The sequence below is a fragment of the Vibrio echinoideorum genome (assembly GCF_024347455.1).
GTDB lineage: Bacteria > Pseudomonadota > Gammaproteobacteria > Enterobacterales > Vibrionaceae > Vibrio > Vibrio echinoideorum.
Map to the genome: position 1 here is coordinate 317107 of NZ_AP025484.1, position 15314 is coordinate 332420.

The 15314-nt window shown below is 43.2% G+C and carries 16 protein-coding genes; 6 read left to right on the plus strand and 10 right to left on the minus strand.

The features are described from left to right. Window positions 1-54: 54 nt before the first annotated feature. Window positions 55-888 (plus strand): posphoenolpyruvate synthetase regulatory kinase/phosphorylase PpsR, encoded by an 834-nt coding sequence (ppsR, locus tag OCV36_RS17725; protein ID WP_017076552.1) that lies wholly within the window; start codon window positions 55-57, stop codon window positions 886-888. A 113-nt stretch (window positions 889-1001) separates the two neighbouring features. Here the strand turns inward: ppsR and grxB are convergent, their stop codons facing one another. From grxB to OCV36_RS17740, 3 genes are all read right to left on the minus strand, one after another. Further along, window positions 1002-1634, minus strand: a complete 633-nt coding sequence (gene grxB / locus OCV36_RS17730) for a glutaredoxin 2 (RefSeq protein ID WP_135458360.1) — start codon at window positions 1632-1634, stop codon at window positions 1002-1004. 280 nt (window positions 1635-1914) lie between these two features. Continuing rightward, entirely contained in the window at window positions 1915-2073 is a 159-nt protein-coding gene (locus OCV36_RS17735) for a hypothetical protein (RefSeq protein WP_017076554.1), read from the minus strand. 164 nt (window positions 2074-2237) lie between these two features. Further along, window positions 2238-3218 (minus strand): Gfo/Idh/MocA family protein, encoded by a 981-nt coding sequence (locus OCV36_RS17740; protein ID WP_135458358.1) that lies wholly within the window; start codon window positions 3216-3218, stop codon window positions 2238-2240. Between the two features lie 208 nt (window positions 3219-3426). On the opposite strand from OCV36_RS17740, the gene OCV36_RS17745 reads away from it, so the two are divergent. Together OCV36_RS17745 and OCV36_RS17750 are read left to right on the plus strand one after the other, a co-directional pair. Then, the gene (locus tag OCV36_RS17745; RefSeq protein WP_102553217.1) at window positions 3427-3909 is read left to right on the plus strand and encodes a GNAT family N-acetyltransferase; all 483 of its coding nucleotides are present in this window, start codon (window positions 3427-3429) and stop codon (window positions 3907-3909) included. 2 nt (window positions 3910-3911) lie between these two features. Further along, the gene (locus OCV36_RS17750) at window positions 3912-4682 is read left to right on the plus strand and encodes a L,D-transpeptidase family protein (RefSeq protein WP_135458355.1); all 771 of its coding nucleotides are present in this window, start codon (window positions 3912-3914) and stop codon (window positions 4680-4682) included. Between the two features lie 68 nt (window positions 4683-4750). On the opposite strand, the gene OCV36_RS17755 is transcribed toward OCV36_RS17750, so the two are convergent. The 4 genes from OCV36_RS17755 to OCV36_RS17770 form a co-directional block, all read right to left on the minus strand. Next, the gene (locus OCV36_RS17755; RefSeq protein WP_102553208.1) at window positions 4751-5488 is read right to left on the minus strand and encodes a sulfite exporter TauE/SafE family protein; all 738 of its coding nucleotides are present in this window, start codon (window positions 5486-5488) and stop codon (window positions 4751-4753) included. Window positions 5489-5648: 160 nt separating this feature from the next. After that, window positions 5649-6368: a glycerophosphodiester phosphodiesterase family protein gene (locus tag OCV36_RS17760; RefSeq protein WP_017076559.1), complete on the minus strand. Its 720-nt coding sequence runs from the start codon at window positions 6366-6368 to the stop codon at window positions 5649-5651. Between the two features lie 224 nt (window positions 6369-6592). Then, on the minus strand, window positions 6593-7195 hold the full coding sequence (locus tag OCV36_RS17765) for a 2OG-Fe(II) oxygenase (protein ID WP_102553206.1): 603 nt from the start codon (window positions 7193-7195) through the stop codon (window positions 6593-6595). A gap of 170 nt (window positions 7196-7365) precedes the next feature. Next, window positions 7366-8403 carry an L-dopachrome tautomerase-related protein gene (locus OCV36_RS17770; protein WP_017076561.1) on the minus strand — a complete coding sequence of 346 codons (1038 nt, stop codon included), beginning with the start codon at window positions 8401-8403 and terminating at the stop codon, window positions 7366-7368. A gap of 357 nt (window positions 8404-8760) precedes the next feature. Here OCV36_RS17770 and OCV36_RS17775 point away from each other — a divergent pair, with 357 nt between their 5' ends. Next, window positions 8761-9549 (plus strand): MBL fold metallo-hydrolase, encoded by a 789-nt coding sequence (locus tag OCV36_RS17775; RefSeq protein WP_135458353.1) that lies wholly within the window; start codon window positions 8761-8763, stop codon window positions 9547-9549. 70 nt (window positions 9550-9619) lie between these two features. On the opposite strand, the gene OCV36_RS17780 is transcribed toward OCV36_RS17775, so the two are convergent. Then, a complete protein-coding gene (locus tag OCV36_RS17780) occupies window positions 9620-10048 on the minus strand; it encodes an ATP-dependent zinc protease family protein (protein ID WP_017076563.1) in 429 nt (142 codons plus the stop codon). Window positions 10049-10080: 32 nt separating this feature from the next. Beyond that, on the minus strand, window positions 10081-10986 hold the full coding sequence (gene rimK, locus OCV36_RS17785) for a 30S ribosomal protein S6--L-glutamate ligase (RefSeq protein ID WP_017076564.1): 906 nt from the start codon (window positions 10984-10986) through the stop codon (window positions 10081-10083). 602 nt (window positions 10987-11588) lie between these two features. On the opposite strand from rimK, the gene OCV36_RS17790 reads away from it, so the two are divergent. Together OCV36_RS17790 and OCV36_RS17795 are read left to right on the plus strand one after the other, a co-directional pair. After that, complete coding sequence (locus OCV36_RS17790) at window positions 11589-13373, plus strand: SgrR family transcriptional regulator (protein WP_135458351.1); 1785 nt, start codon at window positions 11589-11591, stop codon at window positions 13371-13373. A 165-nt stretch (window positions 13374-13538) separates the two neighbouring features. Further along, the gene (locus OCV36_RS17795; protein WP_135458349.1) at window positions 13539-14600 is read left to right on the plus strand and encodes an MBL fold metallo-hydrolase; all 1062 of its coding nucleotides are present in this window, start codon (window positions 13539-13541) and stop codon (window positions 14598-14600) included. A 196-nt stretch (window positions 14601-14796) separates the two neighbouring features. On the opposite strand, the gene OCV36_RS17800 is transcribed toward OCV36_RS17795, so the two are convergent. Continuing rightward, window positions 14797-15222 carry a MarR family winged helix-turn-helix transcriptional regulator gene (locus tag OCV36_RS17800; protein WP_016769096.1) on the minus strand — a complete coding sequence of 142 codons (426 nt, stop codon included), beginning with the start codon at window positions 15220-15222 and terminating at the stop codon, window positions 14797-14799. Window positions 15223-15314 lie beyond the last annotated feature (92 nt).

Sequence of the window (15314 nt, forward strand, 5' to 3'; positions counted from 1 at the left end):
ATATATATTATGGTTACCATCCTACTCAAAATAATTTTAAATATTAAATAAAAAATGCAAATTGATATTCAAAGTCGTGATGTATTCTATGTTTCTGATGGAACGGCCATAACATGTGAGACTTTAGGGCATGTTGTTCTAGGTCAATTTCCTTTCAAAGCTAATGAAAAAACCTTTCCGTTTGTGGAAAGTGAGGACAAACTTTCTGATTTATTAAAAGAGATCGAAATTTCGTATCGTGATACCGGGTTAGAACCGTTGGTGTTTTTTTCGATTGTGATTCCCGATATCAAAGCGAAATTGCTTAAGGCACCAGCTCACTGTTATGACGTGTTGGAGAGTATCGTTCAAAAGGTTCAGGATGATATCCAGATGGCACCGGTTCCTAAGCTACAGCGATCACGCAGTGTGAATAAGGATTCGGTAAAGTATTTCGATCGTATTGCCGCGATTGAGTACACGCTGGCTCATGATGATGGCATCACGCTGAAAGGGCTAGAAGAAGCCGATATCATTTTGCTTGGTGTTTCTCGAAGCGGTAAAACACCGACTAGCTTGTATATGGCGATGCAGTTTGGTTTACGCGTGGCGAACTACCCATTTATTCATGATGATTTAGCGCGCTTGAAACTGTTGCCAGAGTTTGAGATTTATCGACATAAGCTGTTTGGCTTAACCATTGATGCCGAAAGGTTGACTGAAATTCGTGAGAATCGTTTAGCAGGCAGTGAGTACGCGAGTGACTCGCAATGCTTGTATGAGTTACAAACGGTAGAGGCGATGTTCCGCCGAGAAGCGATACCTTACATCAACACGTCCTCGTTATCGGTTGAGGAAATTTCGACGAGAATCTTGGAGCGTACAGGGTTGAGAAGACGCTTGCTCTGATAAAGGGGATTGAACCTTTAAAGAAACGAGAATCTCATTCGGTGAGATTCTCGTTTTTATTTATTTATTACTTGTTATTTTTTAACGAATTAACGAATTAACGAATTAACGAATTAACGAAGCAGCGATAGCTTAAGAGCTTCGCTTTGCTGTTCTAACCAACGTTCAAGCGCTGGTGGCCATGTGATGCTTGGTTCAACACAGAAACCGCGCAGCATGGAGAAGTACACTGCTTGATCAATAAGCGGTAGCGACGACTCACCATTTTCTAAGTTCAGCAGAAGCTCGGCATCTTTCAATAATGGATTAATCTGTTCAACGAATTGCGGTGTTTGCTCAATCAGTTTGTCGAAGTTGAGTTCTTCCGTCTCTTTGCTCGCGCGCCATGCAGCTTTACTTGCTTCGGATTGGTATTCAGCAAGATCCAGTTTCCACCAACGTGGCAGACCGATGCGCTGACTTAATGGGAATGCACGGCTTTGGAACAGAGTGACTTGTTCAGATGGTACACGTTGTTCATCACTTGATTTCAAGTCCATGAAATAAGCGATGATATCTAAGCTTTCCGCCATGATAGAGCCGTCGTCTTTCTGTAAGACTGGCACCATCTTTTTACCGATCAAATCGATAAGGGTTTGGGCATCATCATAATCCACAGAAATAAGATCGATATTCAAGCCTAGAGATTGAGCGATGTAGGCAACTCTTGCACAGAAAGGGCAGTGGTCGTAAATGTAAAGCTTCATAGCTTCCCTCAGTTCATGGTCATTATAAGTATAAGATGATGCTAATGTAGCAGAAGTCCGAGCCGACAATAAGAGCTTGGCTTAAATAGTCATTGATTAGTTAGGGCGACCATCGTTACAAGCGTCTAACCCGATGGTAAATGAACATAGCCGGCAAGGGGGAATTACAGGCACAAAAAAGGCTTTGGCTGCTCACTCTAATGCAGAAGAGTGAAGCTAACCAAAGCCTTAATTTTGTTACCTTTAGCAGAGTGACAACTAAAAGAGCAGAGTGGTTAAACTATGCTTTTTTAAGGTCTTGCGCTGGGTAAGTAAGCGTCATTGCGCCTTCTACCGTTGTAACGTGAACGTAGCCACCACCAGCACTTAGGCCAGTCACTACCATTTCACCAAGATCAACACCTTTTGTTGCTACAACGCGATCGTCAACTGAAAACACTTTACACACCTTCAATAAATTAAATAAGTACGACAGATATCGAAAGCGGATTTAAACAGATGACTTTCGAATCAACTAATCCGGTTATTTGTCGTAAGGATTAAATTTGGTTGTGAGTAAATTGCGATGTCTTAAAAATCAGCTTGTTAACTTACCAAAGGAGTCTATTTATCCGCAGGATAAACGACACCAACTTGCTGGCGCATCTCTGTAATTAACTTGGAAACGGTTAAAGTACGCTTTGTTGTTTGAGCCTTGGTTACTTGATCGCCACGAATGCAATCGGCAAAAGCTTGCGCTTCGTAGCCCATCGAATTCTCACTTTGGTGTTGAGTGAGGTTTTCAACACTGCCGTCTCGGTAGCGGATTTTTACGTCTGTGCACTCGGCAATATGATCGATGATGATCGCTCCGAGTTCGCCTTGGATCTCACTTGGCGCGTAAGAGTCGCTGACTTTGGAGTGAGCAAGCGTCACGTCAAATTCAGGGTACTGGAAGATCGCGCAGCCATGAGCATCAACACCTGACTCCAACAGCTTGGCTGAAGCTTGTGCGTTTTCGGGGTTACCAAACAGAGCAACCGTTGCTGCGACGCAATAGAAGCCAATATCGACCAATGAGCCGTTAGAGAAAGTTGGGTTGAAGGTGTTTGGGTTTTCACCGTTAAGGTATTTCTGATAACGAGATGAATATTGGCAGTAGTTGATGTGCGCTTTATGCACCTTGCCGATTTTTTCTAATCCGAGTTGGATCTGTTTAAAGTTCGGTAGGAACTGAGATTTATATGCCTCAAACAGCACGACGCCGTTTTGCTCCGCGACTTCAAACATTCGAGTCGCTTCATCAATATTCGACGCGACAGGCTTTTCACAAATGACATGCTTGCCGTGCTTCATCATTAAAATCGATTGCTCACAGTGCATTGAGTTTGGAGACGCGATGTAAACCGCTGTTATTGTGCTGTCACTGGCTAATGCGTCGAGTGAGTCATAAGTCGTTTCAACGTCAAATTCTTGGGCGAACTGTGCCGCGCTGTCTAAGTTTCGTGAATAAACCGCAGCAAGTTGCATCGATTGAGTTTCATGGGCAGCTTGAACAAACTTTTGTGTAATCCAATTGGTTCCAATTACAGCAAACTTAATCATATAGGTATCCAGTCGTTAGTGTATTGATTCTGCAGAGATAGTAGCACTCACGTCATCGAATGTGCTCGAGAATTGAGGAACAATTGTTATCCAAAGGCTGCCTTATATTAGCAATAGGGTGTAATTTAGCGTACTCGGAATCGGCTACGACGGTGCATAATGAAGGCATTTTTGCTAAGGTATTATGGAATTCAAACAAGGTAATGATATGCAAGTTCGGACAGCCAAGGTAACTGATATTCGCTCTATTTTAGCGCTTTCTGAGCAGATAAACCGCCAACATCATCTTGGCGCACCTATGGTGTTTGCACCACCGTCACGAAGCTTTGGAGACAGTGAAGAGTATTGGTTAGGGCTGATGATAGACCCGCAGGGCTCCTTCTTTGTTGCGGTTAAAAACGAACACGTTGTTGGTTTTCTTGCCGGCAAAGTGACGCAGAACAAAGGGGTGAGCTTTATTCAATCGCATAAGGTCGCGCGGGTGAATACGATTGTGGTTAGCGATGAAGCTCAGAGTCAAGGTGTCGGTAAGGCGTTGATGAAGTCATTCAACCAGTGGTCACAGGCTAGAGGTGCGATAGAGCTTCGTTTGGAAGTGATGGAGTTTAACCAGCAAGCTCAGAGTTTCTATGAGTCGTTAGGAATGGAAACTCAATCGCGAACCATGTCTATGAGCTTAGAGGAGATTTAGGCGTGCGGTTGTTTTTATCTCTATTTACTTACTTAGTTTTGTCGACGCAGGTTTTATATGCCGCGGCGCCTCCAGCCTTGGATGAGTCTGTCATTGGGCAACAGTTAATTGTTGAAAAGATTGTTTCTGATGCAACGGCCATCGAAACGATTGTGTTTGAGTCTGCCCCTTCTCAATCTGAGCGTGTTCCAACATCCCCAGTAACCTCGAATTCTTTTGCTGATGGTTTTCTTGAAAATGATGCTATTGAAGGTAAAGTTAACGAACAAATCGCCCTGCAATCTCAAGGAACATCCCGCCGAATTTATACGACTCCAGATATCGACTCTGCAATAGATCCACAGTTACAAATGGTAACTTTGGTTAAGGTCGATAAATCTAAACGTAGGATGTATCTGCTTAAAGGGGATGAGGTCATTCAGGAATTTCGCATCGCGCTAGGCAAGAAGCCCAAAGGACACAAACGTTTTGAAGGGGATAACCGCACGCCAGAAGGTCAATATCAACTTGATTACATTATGGAAGATTCTGAATTCTATCGCTCAGTACACATTAATTACCCACGTTCAACCGATAGACAATGGGCAAAGAAACACGATGTCGACCCAGGTGGGAATATTAAAGTTCATGGTATTAAAAATGGTGAATTGCGTTCACCTAGTTTTATCCAAAGCTTTGATTGGACGGATGGTTGTATTGCACTGACCAACCAAGATATGGATCAGTTTATCGAGTTAGTTAAAATGGGTACTCCTATCCATATTGAATGGTAGCACCCAGATTGTTTTTACTCGTCCAATTTAGACTTTTACTAATCTAACTTAAGTTTCACTTACCGAGCTTAGATTAACACTCGCCCTGCACTGAATATGGCAATCACCAAAAGCAATGCAATAGTGACAGGCTTGAATTTCTCTCCGCCAAACCTTTCGAACAATTTAGATCCGACATAGCCACCAAACATGCTGCTTGGCAAAAGTACAATCGTAATCCAGACCACATCACGGTCGACTAAGCCCGCTATCGATGCTGAAACAAACGCACTCGAATCTGCTAATACAAAGAACGCGATAAGGCCAGCTCTGGCAATGTGAGGCTCTACTGGGCTTGCTAGTGCATGCGTTCCAACCGGAGGCCCAGACATTGAAGCCGCGCCGTTCATTACCCCAGCAAGGCTGCCGAGAATATAGGGCGCAAACCTAGGTTCGCTTTGATACTGAAAGCCTTTGTAGATCATAAGTGCAGACGCAAAGATAAAAGCGCTGATGATCAAGATGATCGTGTCTTGGCTAACCGATTTGAGCAAGAGTAAGCCGACTGGAGTGAAGGCTAAACAAGGGATAAACACCTTTGAAACCCAGCGCCAATTAACCTGCTTTCGAACCTTTGGCAGCAATTGAATATTGCCGAGAAGGTCGATCAACATGAAAACAGGGACCAGTTCGATAACAGGGACGAACAACGCGCTTAATGGCAATGCCACTAAGGTGAAACCGAAACCTGAAAAGCCACGAACAATAGCGGCGAAAATGAAGATTGCACCCAAAATTGGGAAGGTTGGACTAAAAATGAGATCCATAAATTAAGTAACCAATGAAGCTGTCTGTATAGAGCGAGCTAATGAAACCAAGTGAGTAGCGGAATGTACTCCTACTCACTTGTGTTTGCTACCTAATTTTCAGGTTTATTGGGGTTAATTTTGATGTCTCTTGAGGCGTGCTTTTGCGGTATTTACGAGGTCAATTTATAAAGTTGAATTGATTCGGAAAATCAGTAAATACAGCGTCTACTTTTGATAAAAGTCTGAAGTGAGACGGATCATTGACGGTGTAGCACCATGCTTGAATGTTTGCTTGGTTGAGCGTATCGAGATCGCTCTGGTTCACATGTTCATAGTTCATGTGGCAGCTGAACGCTTTGACCTTATCGATAAGCATCAGGTCGGCTTGAGTCAATTGTTCTGTGATCACGCCAACTCGGTATCTCGATAAGTGGTGAGCCATTTCAGCAACGACTTGGTGACTGAAGCTAGACAGTAAGATCCTATCGGTATCCAGCGTTGAGCGGATCAATTCTGTGTGCAGAAGATCGACCACATGAGGTGCTTGGTGCTTACTATCGACCTTAATTTCCAGGTTAACACTAAGATCATGCGCTTCAACCAAGCTCAGCAGTTCTGTTAGAGTCAGTATTTTTTCACCTGCAAACTGTTCCGATTTCCAGCTACCAAAATCTAACAGACGCAGCTCTGCCAAGGTGTGTTCATCAACACGGCCTTTACCATCACTACAACGTTCTAGTGTGTGATCGTGACAAACGACAAGTTGGTCGTCGAGAGTGACTTGAATATCCACTTCGACCCATTTCAAACCGAGTTTAACGGCCTGTTCAATGCTTGCTTTGGTATTTTCTGGGTGAGTACCTGCCACACCACGATGACCTACGATGATAGACGACATAATTAATCCTTCTTTAAGACGCATCGTAAATATTTATTAAATATCAGTTTTCTCTATTACGCCAGAGCAATCGTGAAGCCAAATAGCCGTGTTGTGACTCTGCTAATGAAAGCGGTTGATTAGACTTGTCACTTATTGTGATTCTTATCTACGAAAAAGCCTCTCGATGGAGAGGCTTTCGATGAAATAGGCTCTGGATAAGATAGAGATTGGGTTGGCTTAGCTTAGTGTGCGATGTCCAATTGGTTGTCTTTCACGCCGTTAATTCGGAACCAACCAGCTATACTGAATCGCTCTGTGTTGGTTGGCAGAACCTCGTGTGGGAACTGTTCAGACAAGAATACCAACAGTCGACCACCCTTTGGTGGAATGGTCGCAATGTGATTGTCTTTTAGATCGTAAACCACGAGCTCTCCTGCGTCTTCCTCTGACCATTCGTCATTCATGTAGAACACGGTAGTTAGACGGCGGTTTTCATTGCCTTTGAAGCAATCTAAATGCTTCTGGTAGAAGTCGCCTTTTTCGTATTTCGCAAAGTGCGCTTCGTACTCGAACAGACCCAGAAAGAACGCTTGGTTTGCTTCTAAACGGATTTGTTCCATTTTGTCTAGGAACAAAGATGCGGGTTCGCCCATATCGCGGCGCACCCACTGAATTTTGTCACTACGAATCGTTGTTTCTCTTGCTACTTCATCATTACGGCCGATCCTAGCCTTTTTCCAGTTCTCTGGAATGCAATCCCTCAATGCCACCACTTCTTCTTGAGTTAAGAAGTCATCCCAAACGAAATAACCTTGGGTAGAAAGAGCATCGATTAATTGGTTCATGTATAGCACTCAGACAATAAAATAGAGGCGCATATATAGTCCGAATAACTCGTGCTAACAAATCACGTATTTTGTCGTCACGACTAATGTTGATAGTTTGCTGGTGAAGATAAGAGAGAGGATCAACCGAAAAGAAAAGTGAGCCAATTTAAAGGCTCACTTCTGTTGGATTATCGTCCGGTTGTTCCTTTAGCTAGTGCTTTGATTCGGACGACTTCGAATGGTCGAGTACCAGTATCTTTACCGTTGTTTAATGCAGCCGTTCGATCAAGTTGATTGACCGTTACGTAAATATAACCGTCAGGGCCAAATGACATGCCATCAGGCCAAGTTTGGTTGTCTGATAGTGTGGCAATAATTCGGTACCCTTTTGGTGTAGATACACCAATTGCATTACTCTCTATATCAGTAATATAAACGTTCTGATCACTGTCTACAGTAATGCCATCTGAATAAGGTTTATCAGCGTATTTTTTAATATTGGTTGCGACTGTTTTACCATTATTATCAAACTCACTCGCTTTAACACGGTAAATTGTATGGCCGTTGACAGCGCCGAAATAAACCCATTCATAAGATGGATCAATCGTGATTGGGTTTAACGCAAAACCGGTTTTACTGTCAGCTCTCATAGACGGGTGATTTTCTGCTACTCGTACAGCTTCCCCAGTATTGAGGTCAACGGTTACAAAGGCTGGAATGGCTTCACTTTTTAGATCGTTCTGGGTCATATCAGCAATGATAATACGTTGTCTTTTTTGGTCTAAAGCAAAGTCTTGTAGGAAGCTTGTCGGTTTTAAAACTGAATCCGGTATTTCAATCGTTTTTACCAACGTTTCATTGCGAGTATCCCAGCCCGTTACGGTATGAGTTGCTAGATCGAGAATCCATGCGACTCCGTTGTCATCGGTACGAATAGCAATGACGGCTTTAAATAGAGAGTCATTACCTTGTGCATACTTCATCGTTGGGTATGGGGTCTGATTTCCTGCCACGCTTAATTCGATTACTTTGGTCGAAGGGTGGTCGAGTGGATGAACGCTCAGTAATAAACGTCCATCCGGTGTAATTGAAGGGTTTCCCGGACGTTCAGTCATGGTCGCAACAACCGTTGCTTGTTTTAGTGTTGGCATGAGTTCTGTCGCAGCTTGCGCATAAGTGGATAAAAGAGTGCTCGCAAGAATTGTGTTGATTATTGTTTTTTTCATTGTGTTCCCCTTGATAATTGACGCAAATGTTACCAATGGGTTAATAATCATCAACAGTGCTGCATTTGTTACACTTTCAAAATTATTTTGATAATAGACTTAAATTTCTTCTTTAAGATGCATAGTGTTTTCAAGAGTGTTGTGAATTTAATGCTTTAAAATCAGCATGATTGCAAATTCTCCTGTCATTTAAGGTTTTTTTTATTCAAGAAGTAGGCTCGTCTTTTGTTATCTGTATCCGTAATTCTGCGTTCAAAAAATCATATTTTATTTATCTTTGCTATATTCTGGTTAGACCACTTGTTACTGGATTGTTAGTTCTATCCAGTAGGCAGGGATAAAAAATAGGAATACCGTTTGCAACTTCATACCATTAAAGGCTATATCCAAGACATATATCTCGTAGAGTACCCAGACAAGTTGCTCTTGCTAGATGGCGCTTGTCGGGCAGATATCCCTCATCTCAGATCTTTCATTGAAGACCAGCTCAATCGCCAATTTAATGATTTACATACAGTGGTGGTCACGCACATGCACCCTGACCATGCAGGGGCAGCGCACAAGCTCAGACAATTGACTCATTGTAATTTGGTCGCAGCGAATCGAGATAGGGATTGGTATCACGGTGTTGATGGGGTATTGATGCACCTTGCGGACCTTGCGTTGGCTCGATGGATGGCAAATCGATTGGGAAAACCTAAAGCGAATCTGTGGTATTCAAGAAAGTTGAAGCCGGATTACAAGCTGTCGGATGGAGATAGCATTCCGGGGTTTGACGACTGGTTAGTTCTGGAAACGCCAGGCCATACCGACAGAGACCTTTCCGTCTATTGCCCATCGCACAGTGTCGCGTATGTGGCTGACCTGATGGTGGACGTTAAAAAGAAGTTGATTCCACCTTTCCCCATTTTTCATCCTAATAAATATCGAAAATCAGTATCTCGTATTTATGACCTACAGGTCGATACCTTGCTGGTGGCACATGGTGGGCAAGTGGATTTCAATGAAAAAGCCTTTGAACACTTACTGATGAGTGCTCCAAGAAGACCTGTTACTCATTGGCGTGTGACTAAAATCAAACTTAAGGGCTTGATTAAATCGGTTTGGCGGTCTGGTTATAAAGATAAAAACAGTCGGCACAAATGATAAAGGCCAGTCTTTAAGACTGGCCTTTATGTTTGCGTTGTTGAACCACTAAAGCCGTGGAGCGGCTAAGTTAGTGAGTAAGTAGAAACTCACCCGCTGGATCAACAATCACTTTGTCACTCATACCCTGACGACCAAGCAACATCATATAAGTCATATCTTGACGGTTACTGAGTGTGAGGTCGATAAGCCATTGCTTACCGCCAATACGCAATAATGTTTCAATCACACAGCGAGTTTCTACTTCACCGTTGGAAGACTTGATATTCTTGCTCGCTTTCAATTTAGCCGTGCAACGAATCGTCTCTTCTAGGTGATAAACATCTGGGTGCAAATCGAATTCTACGAAACGCTCGCCATCTTCTTTAAAACACAAAAGGTTGTCTACGTGTAGAGAAGACGTTTTAGCCCCCGTATCAACACGTGTATGTAGTCCAGTTATCCCTAACTCTGGTAAGCAAAGTGCTTCAGTATTCCCTATGATCATTTTATTGTTCATGTCATTTCCAATCATGAGTAAATGGCTGTTAATTAGCCTTTTCCACGAGTACGGTTAGCGTTTGGTTTTGCATTTTTTTCGATACATTCGAAAATCATGTTTGCTACATCTTTGCCTGTCGCTTTCTCAATACCTTCTAAGCCAGGAGAAGAGTTAACTTCCATTACAACTGGGCCATTCTTAGATTGTAGAATATCAACGCCACATAGGTTTAAACCCATGATTTTCGCAGCATTGATTGCTGTAGCGCGCTCTTCTTTGGTTAGTTTAACCAGTTGAGCTGTGCCTCCACGGTGCAAGTTAGAGCGAAATTCACCCTCACCAGCTTGGCGTTTCATTGCGGCAATCACTTTATTGCCAACAACAAAACAGCGAATGTCGGCGCCATTTGCTTCTTCAATGAACTCTTGAACCAAGATGTTCGCTTTTAAGCCCATGAATGCTTCGATAACGCTTTCAGCTGCTTTGTTTGTTTCTGCTAGAACAACGCCGATACCTTGAGTACCTTCAAGAAGCTTGATGACCAGTGGCGCGCCACCTACGTTTTTGATCAAGTCTTGAATTTTGTCTGGGCGGCTAGCGAAACCTGTTTTTGGTAAGCCAATACCTTTACGAGACAACAATTGCAGTGAGCGCAGTTTGTCGCGAGAACGACTAATAGCCACTGACTCATTGATACAAAAAGTGCCCATCATTTCGAATTGGCGAACAACCGCAGTGCCGTAAAAGGTAATGGAAGCGCCAATACGTGGGATTACAGCATCGTATTGAGGTAGCTCTTCACCCATGTAGCGAATCTTCGGATTGTTACTCGCGATATCTATATCACAGTGCAGCGTGTCGATAACATCGACATGGTGACCACGAGCTTCACCTGCTGCTTTTAAGCGAGAAGTAGAGTATAGATTTTCGTTGCGAGAAAGAATTGCGATACGCATGGCGTTTCCTTAGTTAATACCTGATTGGTAACTGCAAATAAATGAGTTGTTAGCTGAGCTTTCAGTTTTTCTGAGGCTCTTTGCTTGCTTCGGGGCGAACCTTAAGGCTTTTCGTTTAACTAAGAAAACGAATTAAATTTGTCGAGTCGATAACGGAAATTTATCAAGTGTGTGAGCTATTGGTACAGCAGGGTTGAGAGGGTGTTTGGAATGGAAAAGCGAGTTGAGACCTAACTCATATTGGGGGTAGGAGCCTATTAGGTTGCACTCAACTCGCGTTAACTCGGTGCTAAAAAGTGTACTAATAACGCCAGTTACATAGCTCTATAAGTGTTCGTAGTGCTTCTCTTTCGAGCTTGCTACAGGTGCTTTTTAGCTTATTAAGATAGTATTTTCTCATGATGATTACTTCTCTTGTATTAGGCTTTGGTAGGAACTTTGAGTTCCTTGCTGACCTACTAATTATGGTTGTTTAATAGGAAGTAATAAACAGATGGGTTTTTATTAAAGCGTTCCTATTTTTGTCTTTTATCGTCACTTTAAGACAAATGTGTTTTATAATTGGCTTTATGAGGAAAGGTTATTTCTAAAAGGTTCATTATTTGTCTGATCTAAACATGATGCGTTACTACACAAGGCTGGATTCGTTCGAGCCTAACATCTCACACTCGGTTACCTTGACTGAGGTTGCAGACAAGCTGTTTACTAGTTTGCGCCATGCGCGAACCTTGTTAGGCAAGATGCATCAGGCTGAGTGGGTAGTGTGGGAGCCTAAAGTGGGACGGAATCAACGTTCTAACCTGACATTACGTTTTAGTAATCAAGAAATGACTCAACATGTTGCCAGTAAATTGATAGAGCAGGGCAAATACGAAAAAGCACTTTCTATTTTGGAAGATGACCGGGCTGTATTTGGCGCTCTTCTCCAAGAAACTTCCGGTGCGACGATTCGAGAAGGGTTACTGCACGTTCAATTAACTTACAAACGTAAGTTTGAGGACTTGTTCCCGCATCATATTCACCGCAGTAGTGAACGGTTTTTGATCAGGCAAGTGTTCAGTTGCCTAGTCACTTGTAATGGCAAGGGGAAGTTGAAGCCTGAACTTGCACATCATTGGGAATATGATTCTGAGAAGTTGGTTTGGACTTTCTATTTGCGCCCCGGTCTCACTTTTCACGATGGTCAACCCGTCGACGCCAAACAGCTAGTATCGTTGTTTACCGCTTTACAACCGCTACCTTTCTATCAGACAGAGCTAGCTCATGTTGCTTCGGTTTACAGTGAGCAGCCGTTAAGGATCAGCTTCCAACTGACCAAGGCCGATACTGGTTTTGCTGGCTTGCTTGCTGGCGTTAAGTATTCAATTCAACCTGCTGCCCAAGTGACCCGTGAGCCATCGCCATTAAATTCGGTATCTCATGCTGTTATTGGAACAGGGCCCTTCAAAGTGGTTGAGACCAATAATGAACGTATCAAACTCGCGGCATTTGAACATTATTATGGCTGTCGTTCTTTAACGGATGAGGTCACCATTTGGCAATTTGAAGAATCAATGTCGGGCAGTGCTCGTTTTGATGACAGCCAAATGCAAGTGTCACCTTATGAAGACTCGTCTTGTTTTCATCAACTCGGAAAAAGCGATGCGGAGCTGGTGTCTGCAGAGACTGATGGCCTTCGTAGCCGGATCGAAGATGGCTGTTTGTTTATCCTGTTCAATCAGAACTCAACGGCAAACTCGTTGAGCGATGAGCAGCGTAAATACCTCTCCGGGCTCGCCAGTCCGCAAGCTATTTTGTCTCAATTGGAACAAAATCAAGGGTTGTTCAGCGTGTCTTTAGCTCAGAATATATTGCCAAGCTGGCAAAAATTGTATCGAACGCCGTCGAAAGAAGTTCAACTACCTAAAAAGATGACCATAGCCGTTTACAATTACTACGCCCTATATAGATGTGCTATTTGTGTATCTGACATATTGAAACGATATGGTGTCGAAGTTGAGGTAAATACCTACAGTTTTCGAGAACTGGCTCAGCTATCTCAGAGTGGTGACCTTAAAGAAGACTTGGTGTTGTGTAACCTCAATCTCGATGACAATGCACCTTCTTCACTGTTCTCGTGGTTGATGAATGATCCTGTTTTGCACTCTGCACTAGGAGAGATGAACAGCGATTGGCTGAAGCAGCGCTTAGATCATCATAAGGCATCGGTTGAACTGCCGAATTACTTGGCAGAGTTGGAGCCCGTTGCATCGACGCTGATCTCGGATTATTGGTTAGTGCCTATGTTCCATCACCTACAAACCGTGCGTTTCCAAGGTATTCTGAAGAATGTAGCCATCACGAACTGGGGTTGGCCAGATTTCAAGAATGTATGGTCTGCGGATTAATATTTCTAACTAAATAGATTCACTATTCTTTTCTAGCCGATCTCGGCAGGTCCACATATAGCCAAAATATAAATTACACTAACCGGTTTACTTTTTCGTTTTGCTATGTAAACTAATCAGTGTAGTTTTTGCGTTGGGATAGACCCAATGATTAAAGAGATACCAATGAAAAAATATCTATTACCGATTTTAGGAGTACTTGCCGTGGTCGCTATCGTAAGCACAGGTTCACAATCAAACGACAATCTAGATAAGCTTCCGAAGAAGTTTATTAACAGTGAGTTGGAATACAAATCGGGTATGTCTGATATTTTTTCAATCTTGAAAGCTTACGTGACTGTGGAAAGGAATGAGCCGGTGCCACGAGCTGCATTGCCTCTGAAACCGATGACAGCCGAGCAACTGATCGAAGAACAAGACGATGTTGCTTACCGCTTGGGTCACTCTAGCGTGATGATGAAGCTGGATGGCAAGCTAGTGATGACTGATCCTGTGTTCAGTGATCGCGCATCGCCAGTGCAATGGATGGGGCCAAAGCGCTTCCATCCAACACCAATCTCATTACAAGAACTGCCTGATATTGATGTGGTAGTGATCAGCCACGATCACTACGACCATTTAGACAAAGGTGCCGTAAAGGTATTAGCAGACAAAGTAGGGACATTTTTGGTGCCACTCAGAGTCGGTGCTCTACTAGAAAAGTGGGGCGTGGATAAAGCAAAGATAATTGAGTTGAACTGGTGGGAGTCGGCAACCGTTGCTGATATCGAGTTCACTTTGACGCCGACACAACATTTTTCTGGGCGTGGCTTACTTGATCGTGACCAAACACTGTGGGGGAGTTGGGTCATTAACGCTTCAGATAAGAAAGTCTTCTTTAGCGGTGACTCTGGTTACTTCAACGGCTTTAAAGAGATTGGTGAGCGTTTCGGACCGTTTGATTTAACCATGGTTGAAACGGGCGCGTATAATTCACTCTGGGCGGATATTCATATGTTCCCAGAGCAAAGCGTTCAAGCGCACATTGACCTTAAAGGTAAGGTGATGATGCCAATCCACAACAGCACGTTTGACCTTTCTATGCACGATTGGCAAGACCCAATGGAGCAAGCACTGACGATAAGCAAAGAGCGAGACGTGAAAATGGTGAGCCCTGTGATGGGTGAACGCCTAGTGATCGCAGAGCCAGTCCCCGTTCAAGCGTGGTGGAAACTAGCATCGAATTAGAGCTGTTACCTAATTAGAACTGGCATCTAATTAAAACGGTCATCTAAGTTAGAGGTAGCCATACCGCTAATCTATATCAAATCAGCTCATACAAAAAACGCCACCGATCGTACGATTCGGTGGCGTTTTTTTCATCTTTCTAAAGATCGGCTTTGTTTCAAAGAGCCGATCTATTTCTAATCACTCATTCTCTAGATCAGTTTTCTAGATTGTGAGCCATCTTGCTCGCGATCTTTCGAAACTGTTCTAACTCATCGTCGGCCATGCCTTTGGTCATTCTCTTCAGCATTTCACGATCAATATTCGCGACCTTATTCATGATCTCTTGACCCTTATCGGTCAGAACCAATAACTGGCTGCGCTTGTCTTCGGGATTAGGCGATTTCTTCACAAGTTCCTGACTGATCAACGCGTTAACGAGCCTAGTGACTTGCGCCTTATCGCGGTTTAGGAAGTGTGCAATATCAATAGAAGTACATGGAGACTTCTTGGTAATGATCTTCATTACACGAATATTCATTGGCGCGATGTCAGAGTCCAAACTCTCAATCTGTTCACTCATTTGACGTTTCAAAGAGTGTACCAAACGAAAGATGGATTCTAGCGATGTGTTATCAGACATAAACGATCCTTAGAAATCTAGTTGACAATATCAACCACTTTATTTATAGTTGACATTATCAACTTAATTGTTCGTAAATTCAAGACAGGAAT

What these genes read in the sequence shown, in the direction of transcription:
- ppsR (WP_017076552.1), top strand. Translation starts at nt 55, where the DNA reads ATGCAAATTGATATTCAAAGTCGTGATGTATTCTATGTTTCTGATGGA.
- grxB (WP_135458360.1), bottom strand. Translation starts at nt 1,634, where the DNA reads ATGAAGCTTTACATTTACGACCACTGCCCTTTCTGTGCAAGAGTTGCC.
- OCV36_RS17740 (WP_135458358.1), bottom strand. Translation starts at nt 3,218, where the DNA reads ATGATTAAGTTTGCTGTAATTGGAACCAATTGGATTACACAAAAGTTT.
- OCV36_RS17745 (WP_102553217.1), top strand. Translation starts at nt 3,427, where the DNA reads ATGCAAGTTCGGACAGCCAAGGTAACTGATATTCGCTCTATTTTAGCG.
- OCV36_RS17755 (WP_102553208.1), bottom strand. Translation starts at nt 5,488, where the DNA reads ATGGATCTCATTTTTAGTCCAACCTTCCCAATTTTGGGTGCAATCTTC.
- OCV36_RS17760 (WP_017076559.1), bottom strand. Translation starts at nt 6,368, where the DNA reads ATGTCGTCTATCATCGTAGGTCATCGTGGTGTGGCAGGTACTCACCCA.
- OCV36_RS17765 (WP_102553206.1), bottom strand. Translation starts at nt 7,195, where the DNA reads ATGAACCAATTAATCGATGCTCTTTCTACCCAAGGTTATTTCGTTTGG.
- OCV36_RS17770 (WP_017076561.1), bottom strand. Translation starts at nt 8,403, where the DNA reads ATGAAAAAAACAATAATCAACACAATTCTTGCGAGCACTCTTTTATCC.
- OCV36_RS17780 (WP_017076563.1), bottom strand. Translation starts at nt 10,048, where the DNA reads ATGAACAATAAAATGATCATAGGGAATACTGAAGCACTTTGCTTACCA.
- rimK (WP_017076564.1), bottom strand. Translation starts at nt 10,986, where the DNA reads ATGCGTATCGCAATTCTTTCTCGCAACGAAAATCTATACTCTACTTCT.
- OCV36_RS17795 (WP_135458349.1), top strand. Translation starts at nt 13,539, where the DNA reads ATGAAAAAATATCTATTACCGATTTTAGGAGTACTTGCCGTGGTCGCT.
- OCV36_RS17800 (WP_016769096.1), bottom strand. Translation starts at nt 15,222, where the DNA reads ATGTCTGATAACACATCGCTAGAATCCATCTTTCGTTTGGTACACTCT.